Here is a 15,203-nt window from a genome sequence, read left to right as displayed (position 1 = left end):
AATTTATTAACAAGCCATGTAAAGAGTATAACAAAACACGAATTAAAATACCACATTATAACATCTATGTTGTGGTATTTTTTCTATTACTCTGTTCGTCTTTAGTGAATTCCTGGGGTGACATGGCCCTTAAAAAATCTAAGGCCATGGCATTCTCAATTAACCACTAAATTTCTGTGCTGCCTATCCATTGCTCGCCTAGATAGACATCTGCATAATCGTATTCAAACTTAGAGCAGCACTCCTCTAAATCTTCGTAGGTCCAACCATCAGCTGGAGCTGGTACCAACTCCTTCAAGATAAAATTTTCCCCATAGCAATATAGATTAGATGCCTCTAGTCCAGTAATTAAACAGCTCTCGCCTTCTTTAGGTCTTGCTATACATTTAACACTCATTAGATTTACCTTTTGAAATCACTATTTTTACAGTCTTCACTTGTGTACCAGATTCGGAGAAAGTCCCTTCTTTACAACTAGTGACCGATGCGCCCAGCTCCTTCAGCCATTCTTGGAATTCTCTTTGAATTCTACGGGTCCCGTTAACCGCTCCATCACTTGCTATGGTAACTAAGCGGCCACCGATGTCTAAGTGATTGAACATCTTTCTTATATGCTTAATATCCTGGTGCTTATTGAATGGGGGGTTAGCCAAAATACGGTCGAACTTATTACCCTCAGGGTACTCCATAAAGTCCATACAGTGAGTTGCGTATCTATGATGCTTAAGCATGTCGAAGTTCTGAGGGTTCAGCTCGATAGCAACACCATTATCACTAATTCGAGCCATACGATTTGCACACCTACCATCGCCGCAACTAGGTTCCATCCATCTATGTTCAGGCCTGAGATCTAAGTCAATCATCATTTCATCTGCTAGAGTGTCCGGAGAGAAAAACATTTGGTATTTTTTCTTATCATTGAGCTCTTCTCCTTCGATAAGTTTCTTTTGTATATCAACTACGTTTCTATACTCGAAATGAAATGCACCTTTTTTGTATTTGCCTCCAGCCTTAAGTAATAAGTTCTTTATCGCTTTGTAGTGCTTCAGCTGCTTTTGAGGTAATACTAGTGTGTTGTCTATTGGTAGAAGCAATGACAGTTCATGTTCAATGGAGTGATCATCAGATTGCTCTTTCTCATTAAGTTTGTTGAAAAAGAAATGGTCATGTGCATGCTTGATTACAGTCAAAGTATCCTCACTGAGGAAGTGAATGTCTGGGTGGAAACCAAGAGCGTTCAAAAAATTGGCTTTATCAATGATCTTATTGCCTGTTACCTGGCGAGTATCGCACTCATTTCTCTCCAGCCATTGGTAATAGAAAGTGTCTTCTAAGGGTGCCGACATTTTCATATTGTTGATAATGAACTGACTCTTTAAGCAATTGGGCTTTATATCACTGTGAACAACTACTGCTCTTGAGGGACGACTAGCACCAAATTTTTTTTTGTATTCCGCACTACTAGGGGTGTCTAGAAGTACGGAAGAACCGCAGTCATAAAGCACCTCAACATTTCCTAATGATTGTGAAAGAATGAATGACAGACCTTGTTCGTCTATAACTGTTGTAATTTCCATAATGCCCCCAAGCAATATATCTAGTTGATTAACTGGTAATAATTATATCTAACCCTATAGACAAATACCATATTTAAACACTAAATAAAGTAAAATATAATTAACTAATTACATTGACTTTGCCCCGGACAAAGGCGTCACAATAGGGCTCGATAGAGGGTCAGCTTTTTAGGCGAAGCCGTTAAGAAAAGCGATACAAATGCTTCTAGCTCGCCGAAGGCGAATCATATGGCCACCAGCATTCTGCTAGGACGGTGACAACGGGGTTTTGTTGGCATCGTACTAGCGCTGGTGGACAACAGCCATGAGCGGCAATACTTGGCGAGGAACGAGACTTAGTAATGCAGGGGTAAGTCCGGCGGGTGGGCCTCGGTGGCGACTAGGGGGAACCCCCTATTAGTGGAGAGCAATTTTAAGTTTCTATTTTAGTTCTATGAATTCATTAACACGAGAGACAAAAAAAACCCCGACAATATTGCCGGGGCTGGTCGCTTGGGGAGCGTTAATCCCTGGTAGGTTCTGAGTCTAATGCTTTAACATAAACAGCATCAGCAACACCGTTTTCACACATTGAAGTAGCTGAAAAATTGTCTTTTGTGGTTTGACTGTAAAGTTCACTGTGTTGCGAGTTACTGAGCCAGATCAGGCTGTTATCATCGTCCAAACCTAAAAATCCTTTGGTTGGTGAGTAGATACGATAAAAAGAGCTCAGCTCATAGGTTTTAAATACCCTGCTATCTGGTAATGAGAACCAATAGCAGTCCCAATCTAAGTGAATATAGGCTTGCCTCTCTTGACACGGTTGTGAGAAACCTATCACTTTGTAGCCTTGCAGAACTAAGCCATAACCATTAACGACAATGACCTCCTCTCCAGAAGAAAACCTTGATTCGCACAATGGTATTGAAGTTAAGCTATTTTCAATATATTTCAGCATGGATATTCCTCTCTTACTCCTTGAGATTAAGCTGTTAAGCCAGTAAACAAATCTTGCTCTAGCTCTTTGGATGAGAACTGAAATCCTTGACTGATGTTGAATTCCCGGTCAGCTACCAAATCTACAAAAAAGTCATGAACATTTTCATTCTTACAACACTCTTTAATGTTCTGGGCTGCAATATAGGCTGCATGCTTAGGATTGATAGCACTGACAACGAAAGCTTTGCTCTCTGAAGAGCCAAATCGAACTGAAGTTAAAAACTCCGTATATTGGTCAAATTCATTGCCCCGCAAAACTACTTTAATTTCACTACCCTTTGAAGTCTCAAGTTTTACATAAGAGAATCCATCTTCTAGCACTTCAAGTAGTGCTCCCTTGCAACCTTTAAATGCACCTTCAGTTACGATAATTTTCATAAAGCCCCCAAGCCTTGAATATCAATCAACGATTAAAGCATTTCTGCCCCAATCCATAATAGCCATTATACCAAACAGACTGCTAAATACCACATAACAACACTAATTTCAGTTAAATATATTTAACTATATTGATTGACTTTTGGCCGGACAAAGGCGACACAATAGGGCTCGATAGAGGGTCAGCTTTTTAGGCGAAGCCGTTAAGAAAAGCGATAAAAGGCTTTTTGCTCGCCGAAGGCGATTCATATGGCCACCAGCATTCTGCTAGGACGGTGACAACGGGGGTTTGTTGGCAATGTCCTAGCGCTGGTGGACAACAGCCTTGAGCGGCAATACTTGGCGAGGAACGAGACTTAGTAATGCAGGGGTAAGTCCGGCGGGTGGGCCTCGGTGGCGACTAGGGGTATCCCCTATTAGTGGAGAGCAATTTAGCCACCGAGACGATGGCTAAATTCTATAGGTTAGGACCACTCAAAGATCGGCAATGATCGCTCTTCTCCTGCATCTGAATCTAACTCGACACACTTAAAACCCAATTGGGCTGCTTTCGAAAGGATAAAATTTAGCTCGTCAGAATATTCTTTACGGATATTTAAATCGTGTTGTGTATGCAATTTAATGAAATAGCCCGTATTTCGTTTTGCTACTAATGAAAATTCTTCCTTAGAGATTTCATCAAGGGCAACTACATCTCCTTCCTTTATATGGCCAGTGCTAAGCTCAACTGTTGTATATTGGTTGTTGATATCAAACATTAGCCTTCCCCTTGGTCTAAATTGATGTTCGAGTGTGAACAAATGACCATCCTAAATGCGCCCTTTGTTTTGAGCTCTATTACGTGGGAAAAGACTTCTTTCGCCTCAAAAAACAACTCATCTTTAAAATATCCTTTTTGATACGTACCTCGGAGTGTACGAAACCCATCAAACTCCGGTACTCCCTTAATTCCTCGGTCCGTATTAGAGCGAGCTGAAACAACGACTATGCCGCCCTCTTGACTACAGAGCTTAGCTAGGTTTTTCCAGACCTGTTTTCTGGGTAAAGGGGGCAATACATTGGTGCAATATCCACAATATACAAATGAGTAATGCGCTTTAAGAATGTCTAGATCAGGACAAAATGTGTAATCGTACTCTGCACACATACCTGATAAATCGTATATAGCTTGAGTGTCCTTACTTTCTTGTTCACGCCCTTTCGCATAGTTCAAAGCTGGGGCTGACACTAAATGAGGGAACTGTGAGAGAAACTGTTTTAATGGGGCACTAACAGATTTACGTGCGATTGAAGTTTTTGAGGAGACCTCGAACTCCTTCTTGATCTCTTCAGGTGTTTGATAAAAGGATTCTGATTCAAATTGTTCTGAAACGGGTACTAACTTTAATGCTAAATTTTCCATACTGCCCCCAAGCAATGTATATCATTGATTAACTGTTAATAATTATATCTAACCTCACACATAAATACCATATTAAAACACAAGTGATTGTTAAATATAATTAACTATATTTGTTGACTTTGGCCCGGACAAAGGGGCCACAATGGGGCTCGACAGAGGGAAAGCTTTTTAGGCGAAGCCGTTAAGAAAAGCGATACAAATGCTTTTTGCTCGCCGAAGGCGATTCTAATGGCCACCAGCATTCTGCTAGGACGGTGACAACGGGGGTTTGTTGGCAATGTCCTGGCGCTGGTGGACAGCAGCCTTGAGCGGCAGAACTTGGTGAGGGACGAGCCCTAGTGATGCAGGGGTAAGTCCGGCGGGTGGGCCTCGGTGGCGACTAGGGGGGACCCCTGTTAGTGGAGAGCGCTTGACTGGCCATAATGACCAGTCAAATTTTTCTACAGTATATATAAATCGTAGTAGCTAGCTTCTTCAGCTGTAAGCTTATACCCAGGCTCTACAGAGTGGGTAGATACGCGATCTTTACTACATTTAATGGCTTTAAGTGTGTTATTGATCTCACTGCAAGCATCAACAACAAACAGATCTGGGATAAAGCCATTCTTAAAAAAGCTTGTTTGTTTATTGCGGATCATCTTTAGGAAGACTGTTTCAATTTTAGGTGGTAGCCCGTAAACAAGTGCATGCCTTACAGTCATTAAATTTATGAACTCATGAAGTATTTCGTGGAATGTAAATCGACCTACTTGGTGTTCTGAGGATTCTGTAAAAGCGGTACACTTGTAAATCAGATTAGTAAGGAGATTACATGTAATGTAATCAACCTCTAAAAGTTGGCCTTTGCATTCAGATTTTTTGATTCCTAAATCTTGTACTTGATTGACCCACTCCAGGTAAGGGAGCACCGTATTTAAATCATCCAGTAAGTACCCAAGTTTGGTTTCGAATTCACGTACCTGTTTGTACCAGCATGCTTGCACCTTGTCGGAATTTCCATATTTGCTCTGAATAGGTTGGGTTCGGATGCTTCTAAGACGTTTGCCTTGAATAGCATTTACGCACTTGAATGCTAGTGTAAGTGCTTTTTTTACTTGTACCTTCTTTTCTTCGTTGATCTTTACGATTCTGTCCATACTGCCCCCAAGCAACTTTTTAAAAAAGAGGGCCATTGAGCCCTCTATACACGTTAGATTTACCGATTACTATTCTTGACGGAACGGATCAATTACAAAGCCAAGCGCGTCTAGGGGTTGGCTATTGTATGCAGTAAGTGCTTCGCGACCTAAATCCAGTTCGTATCCAGAGCCAACAAAGTCATCACCTACAAAGCCACAAATAACATTGTTTGAGATACCTTCGATACCTTCCCAAGCTCTCCCGGTCCAATATTGCGATTCGACAATCCAAACACCTTCACGATGAACACGCACTCTAAAAGCACTTTCACTTCGCTTAAGTTCTTCTTTACTTATATCGATGTTCACATCAGGATCAAATAGGTCACCAGATAGAGCTTTTAAATCTACATACTGGTCTTCTTGTTTAATGAATCGGATTTTCCCTAATCGAACAGCTAGGGCTACTTTGTCTATTTCGCCGTTTCTCTCCGTGGATGTTTCAGTCTTTTCGGGTGTTAGCTGATTAAGTAATGAAATGACTACTTTCTTATCGAATGATGAAATCTTCATATTGCCCCCAAGCAATTGTTTTAAAATAGATAGTTACATAAGCAACTAAGGAAATTATACTAAAACACGCTCTAAAATACCACATTAAAACATAAAATATAGTTAAGTATATTTAACTATATTGGTTGACTTTACCCCGGACAAAGGCGATACAATGGGGCTCGACAGAGGGACAGCTTTTTAGGCGAAGCCGTTAAGAAAAGCGATACAAATGCTTTTAGCTCGCCGAAGGCGATTCATGTGGCCACCAGCTTTCTGCTAGGACGGTGACAACGGGGGTTTGTTGGCATCGTACTAGCGCTGGTGGACAACAGCCTTGAGCGGCAGAACTTGGTGAGGGACGAGCCCTAGTGATGCTGGGGTAAGTCCGGCGGGTGGGCCTCGGTGGCGACTAGGGGTATCCCCTATTAGTGGAGAGAAATTTTCTTGCAAGGTCTCTATTTCTTTTATTGAATTTATACGGACAAAAAAAAGCCCCTGCTTTGTAAGCAAGGGCTTTTCGCTTGGGGAGCGTTTAATCAAATGTTTGAGGATCTAGCTGTTCAAGAAATGGTACTACGTCTCTCTTAAATACCGCCTCAGCATTCACAGTATGAGCGCGAACCCATGCATTATTTCGGGTTGGTGAGAATTTGAAGCTAAACTTTCTTAGTCTTTGGGTAACCTCTTTCGGTGGCCTACCACCTAACCAAATACCAATGCGCCCATCAATAACCCCGTGCTTAATTCCATTTTCTAATTCACCTTCTAATGAGTTTGAATTTCGACTTTCTTCGACTCGCTCTGCTTCGACTAAACGTTGTTTTAATCGTCGGATATTAGCATTTGAGTTTGCTAAGCTAAATCGTCCCCAAGTGTTTACTATTGGATTTGGCTCCAAAAACGTTTTAAGGAGGTTTTGAGGTATACCACGTTCAAGCATCTTGTTTTCAAGTACAGCAGCACTATTATCTGTAAGCTCTCCATTTTCAGACGCTTTATATGCAGCTGGCACTAAACGATTAGCTATTTTCATGTAGCCATGCATTGTTTCCGCTTCACTAATTTTAATTCTTAATTGCTCAACCGGGTTATCTGATGACATTTTGACAACTGAACCATCCCCATCGGGGAACAGTTTCTTTGCAATGGCTTTTAAGGCTCTCTGAGGATAATCTGCATATTGATTAAGCTTATCCCTACTATTCTTATTGGCCTTTTCTGCTTTCGCCACAGGGAATCTCGCTGGCCCTGTTACATGCCATGAGATACATTTGGACTCTGCACTTATGTACTCATCGAAGTAGCGTTTTAACTTTCTTTGAAATTCTTCAAACTCAATTTCAACAATTTCTTCCACTGAACAATTAAACGCCTTCGATGGTGCGCTTTCCGAAGTGGACTTGATCAGCTCATGAAGTGAAATTTTGAATGTCCGTAATGCGTTGCAGTAGTCAACTACTGCTTGAGCGGCGTGACGCTCAGGAAATTGAGATTGGCCATTAAAAGCTCGCTCAATTGATGAAGGATCAAGCTGGCTCTTATATTCAAGCAGGTCCTTGTCTTCTCCAATGTATTCCTCGATTTTTTTATTAACTAAATTTTGCATCTGTAGCCCCCAAGCTATCTATGTTTAACAAATGATTTGACGTATTTATTTGATGTGTTAATTATACTAACAACCCCCAATAAATACCATATTAAAACACAAATAAATGTTAAATATAATTAACTATTTAGATTGACTCTGGCCTGGACAAAGGGACCACAATGGGGCTCGACAGAGGGAAAGCTTTTTAGGCGAAGCCGTTAAGAAAAGCGATACAAATGCTTTTAGCTCGCCGAAGGCGAATCATATGGCCACCAGCATTCTGCTAGGACGGTGACAACGGGGGTTTGTTGGCATCGTACTAGCGCTGGTGGACAACAGCCATGAGCGGCAATACTTGGCGAGGAACGAGACTTAGTAATGCAAGGGGTAAGTCCGGCGGGTGGGCCTCGGTGGCGACTAGGGGGAACCCCTGTTAGTGGAGAGAAATTCATAACCAGCAATAAAAAAGAGCTCTATTGCAGGTCGATATTCTATTTAGATTCTATACCGCCATTCGCTCGTATTGTGTGTTTAACACATTGTTAAGCCACTTACCAACCCATTCACCAACCCAACAAAAGGCCGAGTAAATCACCGACTGGCCCAAACATTCGTGGGCTAGTCCTACGGTCAGATCGCGAACGAACGATTCTGGTATTTGCTTGCACTTGGCATGTTCAACAGTTGTAAATAACCTAGCTAATTTACCATTGCTATGGATTAGAAATGGATCGGTAGATCGACACTTTTGGTATGATTTGGTTATGCACCCTACCTTTGTAGCAGTAGGCTTAAGCCACTGGAGTCGAAAGCCTTTCTTTTGAGCAATGTCTCTCTTTTCCTTTTCCACTAAATATGTATAGGGCTTATAGCTTTCATGAGTTTCAGGTATATCATCGAGTACATCAGCTAAGCAGCTATATTTATAAGTTGTCCTTACCTTTTGGGGCATAAAGTCCTTTAAACCCTCTTTGAAGGAGCTGCAGTATCCAATACCACAAAGCCTCTTTCTATCTTCAAGTGCACCAAACTGAGAACCTGCTAATGTCATATTTATAAAGTTGTACCCAAACACTTTACTAAACGTATCTACGATAACAGCGTATGAGTTTGATTTAGTAAATGAAGTAACATTCTCAAAAACAGAAATAATTGGATTCGTTATCGACTGCCAGTGCAAGAAATCGATAAAACACCCGCCTGTATTTTTGTGTGCTTCTGCAAATTTATTTCCGTTCTTAGATCTACCGCTTATGGAACTCCCTTCGCAAGGCAGCGATCCTGAATTGACTTCCGTTCTAACACCACCTCTGGACAAATCAACACTCTCCAATCGCATATTTAATCCGTATTGCTCTTCCGGTGCCTCCCCAGCCCACACAGGATTATTTTGCAGACATGCATTGAAGTACCTTTCACTCGATTCGACAATTACCTTTACGAAAGTAGAAAGGTTACTACGCTTAAGTCCATCGGAAATACTTGAGCACAATACCCCTATACCATTAAATATATCTGAAGTGGATAAAGGTATATTCGCTTTGTACTTTGACATAGCTCTCTGAACACGCTCTTTTTGTTTTAGATTCCTCCAAGTCTTTATCACTCTATCGAGACATAACTTCTTGATAAGTGAAGCCGGAGTTAGTTCAACAGAAGCAGAACCAAGCTCAGCCCCTGAGATATTTTTAGATAAGTAACCATTCAATTCATCACTTTTTACGTACCCCATATTTTTCATAGTATGGGAAAATGCGGCTTCAAGAGGTTCTGTCCACTGTGTATCTATAAAAATTGCAGATGGTTGAAGTGTTTTGATGAAGGCAGTCATTAAGTAAAAGTAACAATTAGCCTCTGGCGCACCTTGTAAGCTAATCACTTCAGCCTTGATGCTACTCTTCTTTAGATCAAACAGCTCTATTGGCGAGTTGTATTCCAACTCGTTAGAAAGGAGTACCAAATTAGAATTAAAGCTGAATACGGCATGGTTTAATGGCTTAAGATTTCTCGTCATATCCTTAAACCTCAGCTCTCTGTCATGAATCTCTTGGACTGAATGCAATTCGACAATTCGGATTTCACCATCTTTGATGTAGGCTTTTACATGGTCTCCGAAAATATCTAAATCAGCGTGCTTTAAGTCAATGACAGGTCGCTCTTTACCGTTTCGTCTTGAGTTGGTCACTTGTCGAGAGCCGAAACGATCAATAACTATTTTAATTTCTTTCTTTGTACGGTCAGACTTAAGCTGAAACTTAGCCCCTCCTTTAAAACCCGCCATTAGTAAATACTGCCCTTCGAAGAATACTCTTAGTTTATTTCTATGGAGAGAAACTTTCTTCTCTAATACCTTTATCATACTGCCCCCAAGCAATTGATCTCACTTGCCTTAACTATGTCATAATTATATAAAAAACAACAAATAGATACCACATTTAAACACTAACCTTTGTGAAATATAATTAACTTATTATCTGGACTTTGGGCCGGACAAAGGCGACACAATAGGGCTCGATAGAGGGTCAGCTTTTTAGGCGAAGCCGTTAAGAAAAGCGATACAAATGCTTCTAGCTCGCCGAAGGCGAATCATATGGCCACCAGCATTCTGCTAGGACGGTGACAACGGGGTTTTGTTGGCATCGTACTAGCGCTGGTGGACAACAGCCATGAGCGGCAATACTTGGCGAGGAACGAGACTTAGTAATGCAGGGGTAAGTCCGGCGGGTGGGCCTCGGTGGCGACTAGGGGGAACCCTGTTAGTGGAGAGCTTTCAAACCCATTAACTCCATTTGTTTGTGAGGAATAAAGTTTCGTTACTAAGCAATAAGTTTGATACTGAGTATTAAAGTTTTATACTTAATGGCAGCCATCAGAGTACGCCGCCATTTCTAAAACGTTTATGTCCAACTTAGAACTAGCTGGTGAAGCCAGTTCATGGAAGATAGAATGAGCGGGCGTTTAAATGATGGCTAGCCAGCTTTTTTAAGCTGGGTGTACTAAGATGTGGGCTTGATGTTTCTCGGTGTTCCACTCTTTCATTTCAGCAAGAAATAGGCCGTGAGCATTAATCGATTCAATTAATTCAGGTGCACGCTCTAGTTGGATAAGCATCGATAACGGGGTGAGTTGATTGTGTTCTTGGTCAAAACCGTGTTCGACTTGTTCCTCTAGCATATAAAGAATCCCAGGCTCCGCTTCACTACCCTCCTCAAACAGTCTTGATTCGATACCCTCTACGTCATAAAGGTGTACGAGTAGGTTATAAAGCTTTTCAGCACCGATGAGTTTTGTATGCTTCGATTGTGAATTAAGTTGATGCAGTTTCATTTCTAGGTTCCCACCTTTTTTTCTTGCTAAGCTGATCATCAGTTTGATGTCTTTTTTGATATTCGATAACGACTTATCGTTGAGCTTTGGCTTAAGGTACTTTATCAGTATGTCATTGCGTGATTTTACTGGAACAAAACGGGAAGATGCGGAAACCTGACACAGCAAATGAAGCAGGGCGTGGGTAATGACGTTGTGAAGGTTGTGGTAGTAGTCAAAGTCTCGTTTGATTTGCATAGCCAAGGTAGCGTTGTGGGTGGATTATAAGAATATTGGGGCTGGGCGTTTTAAATCAACCTTAATAATGAGTTCGGGAGTAGTTTCCCAGACATAGAGTTGTTCATGGATTGCTAATGTTTGATTTTCCGAAAATGATAATTGTCCAGAAACGTATTTGAATGGGACCGCTCAATCTGTGGATGCTCAAGACAACCAGCATGAAACTTTATTCCTCTCCTACACCAATACATCCCAGACCAATTAATAAACCAGGTCATCATATTGCATGATATGGGGCCTATTTTTTTATCTAAGGTTCACCTTTTACGATGAAGCCTTTCGTTGGCCTTTTTGTGCTTTTGATAGCAACCCATCGAATCTGTGCCGCTAAACATAGCCTTCCTGCGTCGTTCGTAAGCACTACTAGGATTTGAGTTACCTTTCTTCTCTTTTCGTTGTTCACTTGATAGAAACCTGTTAAGTGCTTCATCAAATGAAGATGTATCACTCTTAAATGCCCATCTCACTGCTAACAAAAAACCTGCAACCAATAATGTGCCTAGAAGTACTTTCTCACTCATTTGGTGACTCTTCTGTTGAGCTCTTACTATCTGTTGTCAACGTTCCAATTAACTCATCATCAACTGGACATTCATTGCATCGGTTCAGACACTGTTCTTTAACAGGGACTGACACACTACAAAGTTCATCATTGCTCTGTTCTATAAGTGTTTCAAGACGACTCATTATTTCCTTCCTATAGTTAGGCATTAAGCGATTGTGATTATAGAAAATTCATCCATTTCCTAAATTTACTGAGACAAAAGGTCATGACAGTTTGAGCAAACACCTTGCTGTTTTTCTCTATCCACTTTTAGCCAATAACATGCCTGGGAGTTCTCAAAACATGCATTATTATCACTACACCCGCAGCCAATGCAGACAGCTTCTTTAGGCTCAGGTCGAATATTATAAATAGATAAATCTACCATGCTTTCCCCTTTAATCATTTGTCTTAACGAAAGGGTCGGGACAATCATCTAAATCAACAAAGTGTCTGTCTGCGATTTCTTCTATCTTCGGATACTCTTCTATGAGATCGAAAACCGACCTACCTTTGAGGTCATAGTCGAACTGAATTCCAGCTCTGAACCAATAATCGATCTGTCTATTCAAGCAGTTCTTTGCTGTAGATTTAGTTGGCTTTTTAAGTAGTTCCTCTAAATCTTCAGAGTCAACATAACCACCCGTCATGTCTTCAGCACAGCCAACTTTTTTAAACAAATACTCCCAGTCGGCGTACAATTCTTCGTATGTCATTGGTGAATCTTCTCCTGGTTAAATAGACTTCATGTTCTTGCGTCGTTTAATTGCATCAACCTCACGATTGTAAGCCTCTAAAGGCTCAAGTAAATGAGCATATAGCTTTTCATTTTTGATGTACTCATCATGATTTATTAGTGCCTTAAGTTGTGCTACGGACTCTTTAATTGGCACTCGTACTACCCAAGAGTCTGTTTCAAAAGAGAATTGCCATGCTCTTTTAAAATAATTTTCGAAAGCGTTTAGAGCCTTACTTCTCATAGTCCAAACATTACGCCTTCTTAATGCGTGATCACTCTCTAAATAGTGATTAGCAATATTATCGTTAATGTCTATCTCCCAACTCTCAGGATCTAAAACAGAACTAGTAAAGTGAGCGACCGTCACCCATAGGCACAGCTGTTCTCGTGTAAAAGTATCCGGATTGGAATTAAGCGAATCTAATACCTCAATAGCATATTTTTTCGCTTGTTTATTGATGTTTGCTAACTCTTGAGCCTTACGTTTTTCGATACGGGCTTTCTTCTCTTTAATTTTGGTAAACTTTTCTTTTGCTTTACTCAAAGCCTTTGCTGCGACTTTCATCGCTTCAATTTCTTCGAGTTCAAACAAGTCTCTAGAGAATGGGTCTTCGACTACTTCTTTTAGAAGTCCATTTGATAGCTTTGTTAGAGCTGTTTGCTTTTTGCGGGTACGTTCGGATGTCCAGTGCTTTGTGAAGTCTAAATCTGACAAAATGTTTCCCTCTGAGTGCTGATTTATTAATTAGTGTCAAACGTTAAATCAAGTCGAAGTGTTTCTGATTAACTTCTATACCCATGCCTAGTTTCTATCCAGTACATACAGCTAAAATCTAGCGCTATGACCTTGTAAGTGCGACAGGGAGCAAAGGGAATCCGAGTTAATGTGTTTAGTTAGTGGAAGCATTAATCGGAATCCCCGAAAATCAACTAAAGCACGTTCGAAAATGCAGATGTATATTGAAACTCATAACCCATATCTTCGAGTTTCCATAGTAAGTCTCTATAAAACCCCCTTAGAGTGTCCAGAAGCTCATATAGAGCTGACGATCCTTTATATTTATAGTCCTTGTCCGTATCTACAGCTAAACGATGACAAAGAGTGGATAAACCATCTAAAGAACTCAGAATGTAACCGGTATTAACTAGTTCAAGTGCACTGCTTATAGTTTGTCGAGTAGATTCTGACTGAGAGCTTGCTTTATACATTGTCGCCAGCTCATCAAAGTACTGCTTACCATCCCAATACTTAACAGCTATTTCTTCTAAAGAGATTGGTTTAAATTGGCAAAATACATCAAGCATTGAACACGCCTTTAGAGCTTCAACCTTCTTGAGTGTATCTTCTAAGCCGCATTCCAAGGTTAATGGAGCGAGTAATGAAAGGTACTTTCCATCTTTTGAAAGTGAGACCTCATCCAGACTTAAATCGTCTAGCGCACCAATTATCGCACTTTGGTTTTCTTTTGGAACATCAGATATATCAAGTTGAACGAGGGTATGATCGTCTTGGTTGATAACATGAGCCTTAGATTGGTGAGACTGCACTTTCTCTAAAGTGAAGATATCCTGGGTTATGGGCAGTTGGATTAACAGATGTGTGTCTGATTTTGGTAACTCGCTAACTTTCAAACACCCATAAATGATATCCAATTGTTGTCGAGCGGATATTAATTTAAGTTCAGTAGCATGAAAGAGCAAAATTGAAAACCTGGCAACCGAGAACTTGTCTAAGCACTTATTTCCACTTTCATACCATGATACCAAGAAGTTCGTTATGTTTAGAATGAACTTGGCACGTGATTCTGGTTTTCCTATAGCTGATATAGCTACATCCAATTCCTTCTTAAATGATCCCATCTTAGCCTGGAACTTTAGGCCAGGCTCAATATCAAGTTCATCTACCATTTGAATTGCGCTGTTAATCACCTTATTCATACAGCCATAAGAGACTAGTAAATTTTTAGCGTAGTTTAGTTCTTCTCTACTTACAAAAGATCTTCTTTTCATTTTAGCCCCCAAGCTATTACATATATTTCAACGGGATAGAACCGTTAATTCCCCATTAGTATAACAGTAAATACCATATTATAACAGTTGTTTGTGTATGATTTTTTAACTTTCTTTGTTTATATGACATGATGGTTCTGGAGAGCCTCGGAAGATTAAACCCATTGTGTTCGTGCGTATGATCCTTAAACCAAATGGTTAATTAAATGAATGATCTAAAGATCGTCATTGAAAATTTAGGGCAAATGCAAGCTGAGAGCGCCTCTATGCTTATGATTGGACACAACCCGGTATATGTGTCTAAATAGAGCAAATTAGCTCATATAGCTCTACTGAGTGGCTTTTTGAGTTAACATGCAAAAAAAGAACTATTACTACTTCTTTGTTCTCCAAGATCGTCCCTTTACCCTTCTAACTGATTAATTTCTAGACACTATTTAATAATAATATTTTTATTGATCTTATTAAGATCTTTTTTAAGATCTTATTAGGGTGTTGATAACTTATCTATGTTTTTATAATTCAAGTAGTTAGGAATTCGTTTAAGATCATCTAGGACGAAACACTATTACATTTAGGAAGATTTGAAGATCGCTTAGGACGACTTACCGTGCCATCTAGGACGCTTTCGGTTGTGGATAAGTCTGTATAAGTATGTATAAGGTTGGTTTGCTTACTTACTGGCACATTTAAGCCTACAATGTTACA

At 40.3% G+C, this 15,203-nt stretch carries 16 protein-coding genes; all 16 read right to left on the bottom strand.

From position 1 onward, the window contains the following. Positions 1–166: 166 nt before the first annotated feature. Positions 167–298: a hypothetical protein gene (locus tag R7P36_RS15685; protein WP_254919935.1), complete on the bottom strand. Its 132-nt coding sequence runs from the start codon at positions 296–298 to the stop codon at positions 167–169. 88 nt (positions 299–386) lie between these two features. Beyond that, entirely contained in the window at positions 387–1,577 is a 1,191-nt protein-coding gene (locus tag R7P36_RS15680; RefSeq protein ID WP_054575002.1) for a class I SAM-dependent methyltransferase, read from the bottom strand. A 502-nt stretch (positions 1,578–2,079) separates the two neighbouring features. Further along, positions 2,080–2,514 carry a hypothetical protein gene (locus tag R7P36_RS15675; protein ID WP_078535620.1) on the bottom strand — a complete coding sequence of 145 codons (435 nt, stop codon included), beginning with the start codon at positions 2,512–2,514 and terminating at the stop codon, positions 2,080–2,082. 26 nt (positions 2,515–2,540) lie between these two features. Then, positions 2,541–2,933 (bottom strand): hypothetical protein, encoded by a 393-nt coding sequence (locus R7P36_RS15670; protein ID WP_042776621.1) that lies wholly within the window; start codon positions 2,931–2,933, stop codon positions 2,541–2,543. A 464-nt stretch (positions 2,934–3,397) separates the two neighbouring features. Next, a complete protein-coding gene (locus tag R7P36_RS15665) occupies positions 3,398–3,691 on the bottom strand; it encodes a hypothetical protein (protein WP_025636768.1) in 294 nt (97 codons plus the stop codon). After that, positions 3,691–4,335, bottom strand: a complete 645-nt coding sequence (locus R7P36_RS15660; RefSeq protein WP_025636769.1) for a hypothetical protein — start codon at positions 4,333–4,335, stop codon at positions 3,691–3,693. Before R7P36_RS15660 ends, R7P36_RS15665 begins: the two co-directional genes overlap by 1 nt. A gap of 440 nt (positions 4,336–4,775) precedes the next feature. Next, positions 4,776–5,471, bottom strand: a complete 696-nt coding sequence (locus R7P36_RS15655) for a hypothetical protein (protein ID WP_213899636.1) — start codon at positions 5,469–5,471, stop codon at positions 4,776–4,778. 69 nt (positions 5,472–5,540) lie between these two features. Further along, the gene (locus tag R7P36_RS15650) at positions 5,541–6,026 is read right to left on the bottom strand and encodes a hypothetical protein (RefSeq protein ID WP_042776734.1); all 486 of its coding nucleotides are present in this window, start codon (positions 6,024–6,026) and stop codon (positions 5,541–5,543) included. 514 nt (positions 6,027–6,540) lie between these two features. Continuing rightward, positions 6,541–7,614, bottom strand: coding sequence for a hypothetical protein (locus R7P36_RS15645; protein WP_025636739.1), 1,074 nt, complete (start codon positions 7,612–7,614; stop codon positions 6,541–6,543). A gap of 484 nt (positions 7,615–8,098) precedes the next feature. Further along, entirely contained in the window at positions 8,099–9,955 is a 1,857-nt protein-coding gene (locus R7P36_RS15640) for a DNA cytosine methyltransferase (protein WP_054574999.1), read from the bottom strand. Positions 9,956–10,578: 623 nt separating this feature from the next. Further along, the gene (locus tag R7P36_RS15635; RefSeq protein ID WP_054574998.1) at positions 10,579–11,160 is read right to left on the bottom strand and encodes a DUF2913 family protein; all 582 of its coding nucleotides are present in this window, start codon (positions 11,158–11,160) and stop codon (positions 10,579–10,581) included. 299 nt (positions 11,161–11,459) lie between these two features. After that, positions 11,460–11,723, bottom strand: coding sequence for a hypothetical protein (locus tag R7P36_RS15630; RefSeq protein WP_025633930.1), 264 nt, complete (start codon positions 11,721–11,723; stop codon positions 11,460–11,462). Beyond that, the gene (locus R7P36_RS15625; RefSeq protein WP_155486753.1) at positions 11,716–11,889 is read right to left on the bottom strand and encodes a hypothetical protein; all 174 of its coding nucleotides are present in this window, start codon (positions 11,887–11,889) and stop codon (positions 11,716–11,718) included. Before R7P36_RS15625 ends, R7P36_RS15630 begins: the two co-directional genes overlap by 8 nt. Positions 11,890–12,144: 255 nt before the next feature. Then, a complete protein-coding gene (locus R7P36_RS15620) occupies positions 12,145–12,462 on the bottom strand; it encodes a hypothetical protein (RefSeq protein ID WP_025633931.1) in 318 nt (105 codons plus the stop codon). An 18-nt stretch (positions 12,463–12,480) separates the two neighbouring features. Beyond that, entirely contained in the window at positions 12,481–13,200 is a 720-nt protein-coding gene (locus tag R7P36_RS15615; protein WP_025633933.1) for a hypothetical protein, read from the bottom strand. A 215-nt stretch (positions 13,201–13,415) separates the two neighbouring features. Then, the gene (locus tag R7P36_RS15610) at positions 13,416–14,495 is read right to left on the bottom strand and encodes a hypothetical protein (protein WP_025633934.1); all 1,080 of its coding nucleotides are present in this window, start codon (positions 14,493–14,495) and stop codon (positions 13,416–13,418) included. Between the last annotated feature and the right edge of the window lie 708 nt (positions 14,496–15,203).

It is taken from the genome of Vibrio sp. 397, assembly GCF_033339395.1.
Classification (GTDB): Bacteria; Pseudomonadota; Gammaproteobacteria; order Enterobacterales; family Vibrionaceae; genus Vibrio; species Vibrio alginolyticus.
Note: the sequence above shows the minus strand (reverse complement) of the source record. Positions and strands in the feature narration are given on the sequence as shown.

Coding starts and splice junctions, on each gene's coding strand:
- R7P36_RS15680 (WP_054575002.1), bottom strand. CDS start 1,577: ATGGAAATTACAACAGTTATAGACGAACAAGGTCTGTCATTCATTCTT.
- R7P36_RS15675 (WP_078535620.1), bottom strand. CDS start 2,514: ATGCTGAAATATATTGAAAATAGCTTAACTTCAATACCATTGTGCGAA.
- R7P36_RS15670 (WP_042776621.1), bottom strand. CDS start 2,933: ATGAAAATTATCGTAACTGAAGGTGCATTTAAAGGTTGCAAGGGAGCA.
- R7P36_RS15665 (WP_025636768.1), bottom strand. CDS start 3,691: ATGTTTGATATCAACAACCAATATACAACAGTTGAGCTTAGCACTGGC.
- R7P36_RS15660 (WP_025636769.1), bottom strand. CDS start 4,335: ATGGAAAATTTAGCATTAAAGTTAGTACCCGTTTCAGAACAATTTGAA.
- R7P36_RS15655 (WP_213899636.1), bottom strand. CDS start 5,471: ATGGACAGAATCGTAAAGATCAACGAAGAAAAGAAGGTACAAGTAAAA.
- R7P36_RS15650 (WP_042776734.1), bottom strand. CDS start 6,026: ATGAAGATTTCATCATTCGATAAGAAAGTAGTCATTTCATTACTTAAT.
- R7P36_RS15645 (WP_025636739.1), bottom strand. CDS start 7,614: ATGCAAAATTTAGTTAATAAAAAAATCGAGGAATACATTGGAGAAGAC.
- R7P36_RS15640 (WP_054574999.1), bottom strand. CDS start 9,955: ATGATAAAGGTATTAGAGAAGAAAGTTTCTCTCCATAGAAATAAACTA.
- R7P36_RS15635 (WP_054574998.1), bottom strand. CDS start 11,160: ATGCAAATCAAACGAGACTTTGACTACTACCACAACCTTCACAACGTC.
- R7P36_RS15630 (WP_025633930.1), bottom strand. CDS start 11,723: ATGAGTGAGAAAGTACTTCTAGGCACATTATTGGTTGCAGGTTTTTTG.
- R7P36_RS15625 (WP_155486753.1), bottom strand. CDS start 11,889: ATGAGTCGTCTTGAAACACTTATAGAACAGAGCAATGATGAACTTTGT.
- R7P36_RS15620 (WP_025633931.1), bottom strand. CDS start 12,462: ATGACATACGAAGAATTGTACGCCGACTGGGAGTATTTGTTTAAAAAA.
- R7P36_RS15610 (WP_025633934.1), bottom strand. CDS start 14,495: ATGAAAAGAAGATCTTTTGTAAGTAGAGAAGAACTAAACTACGCTAAA.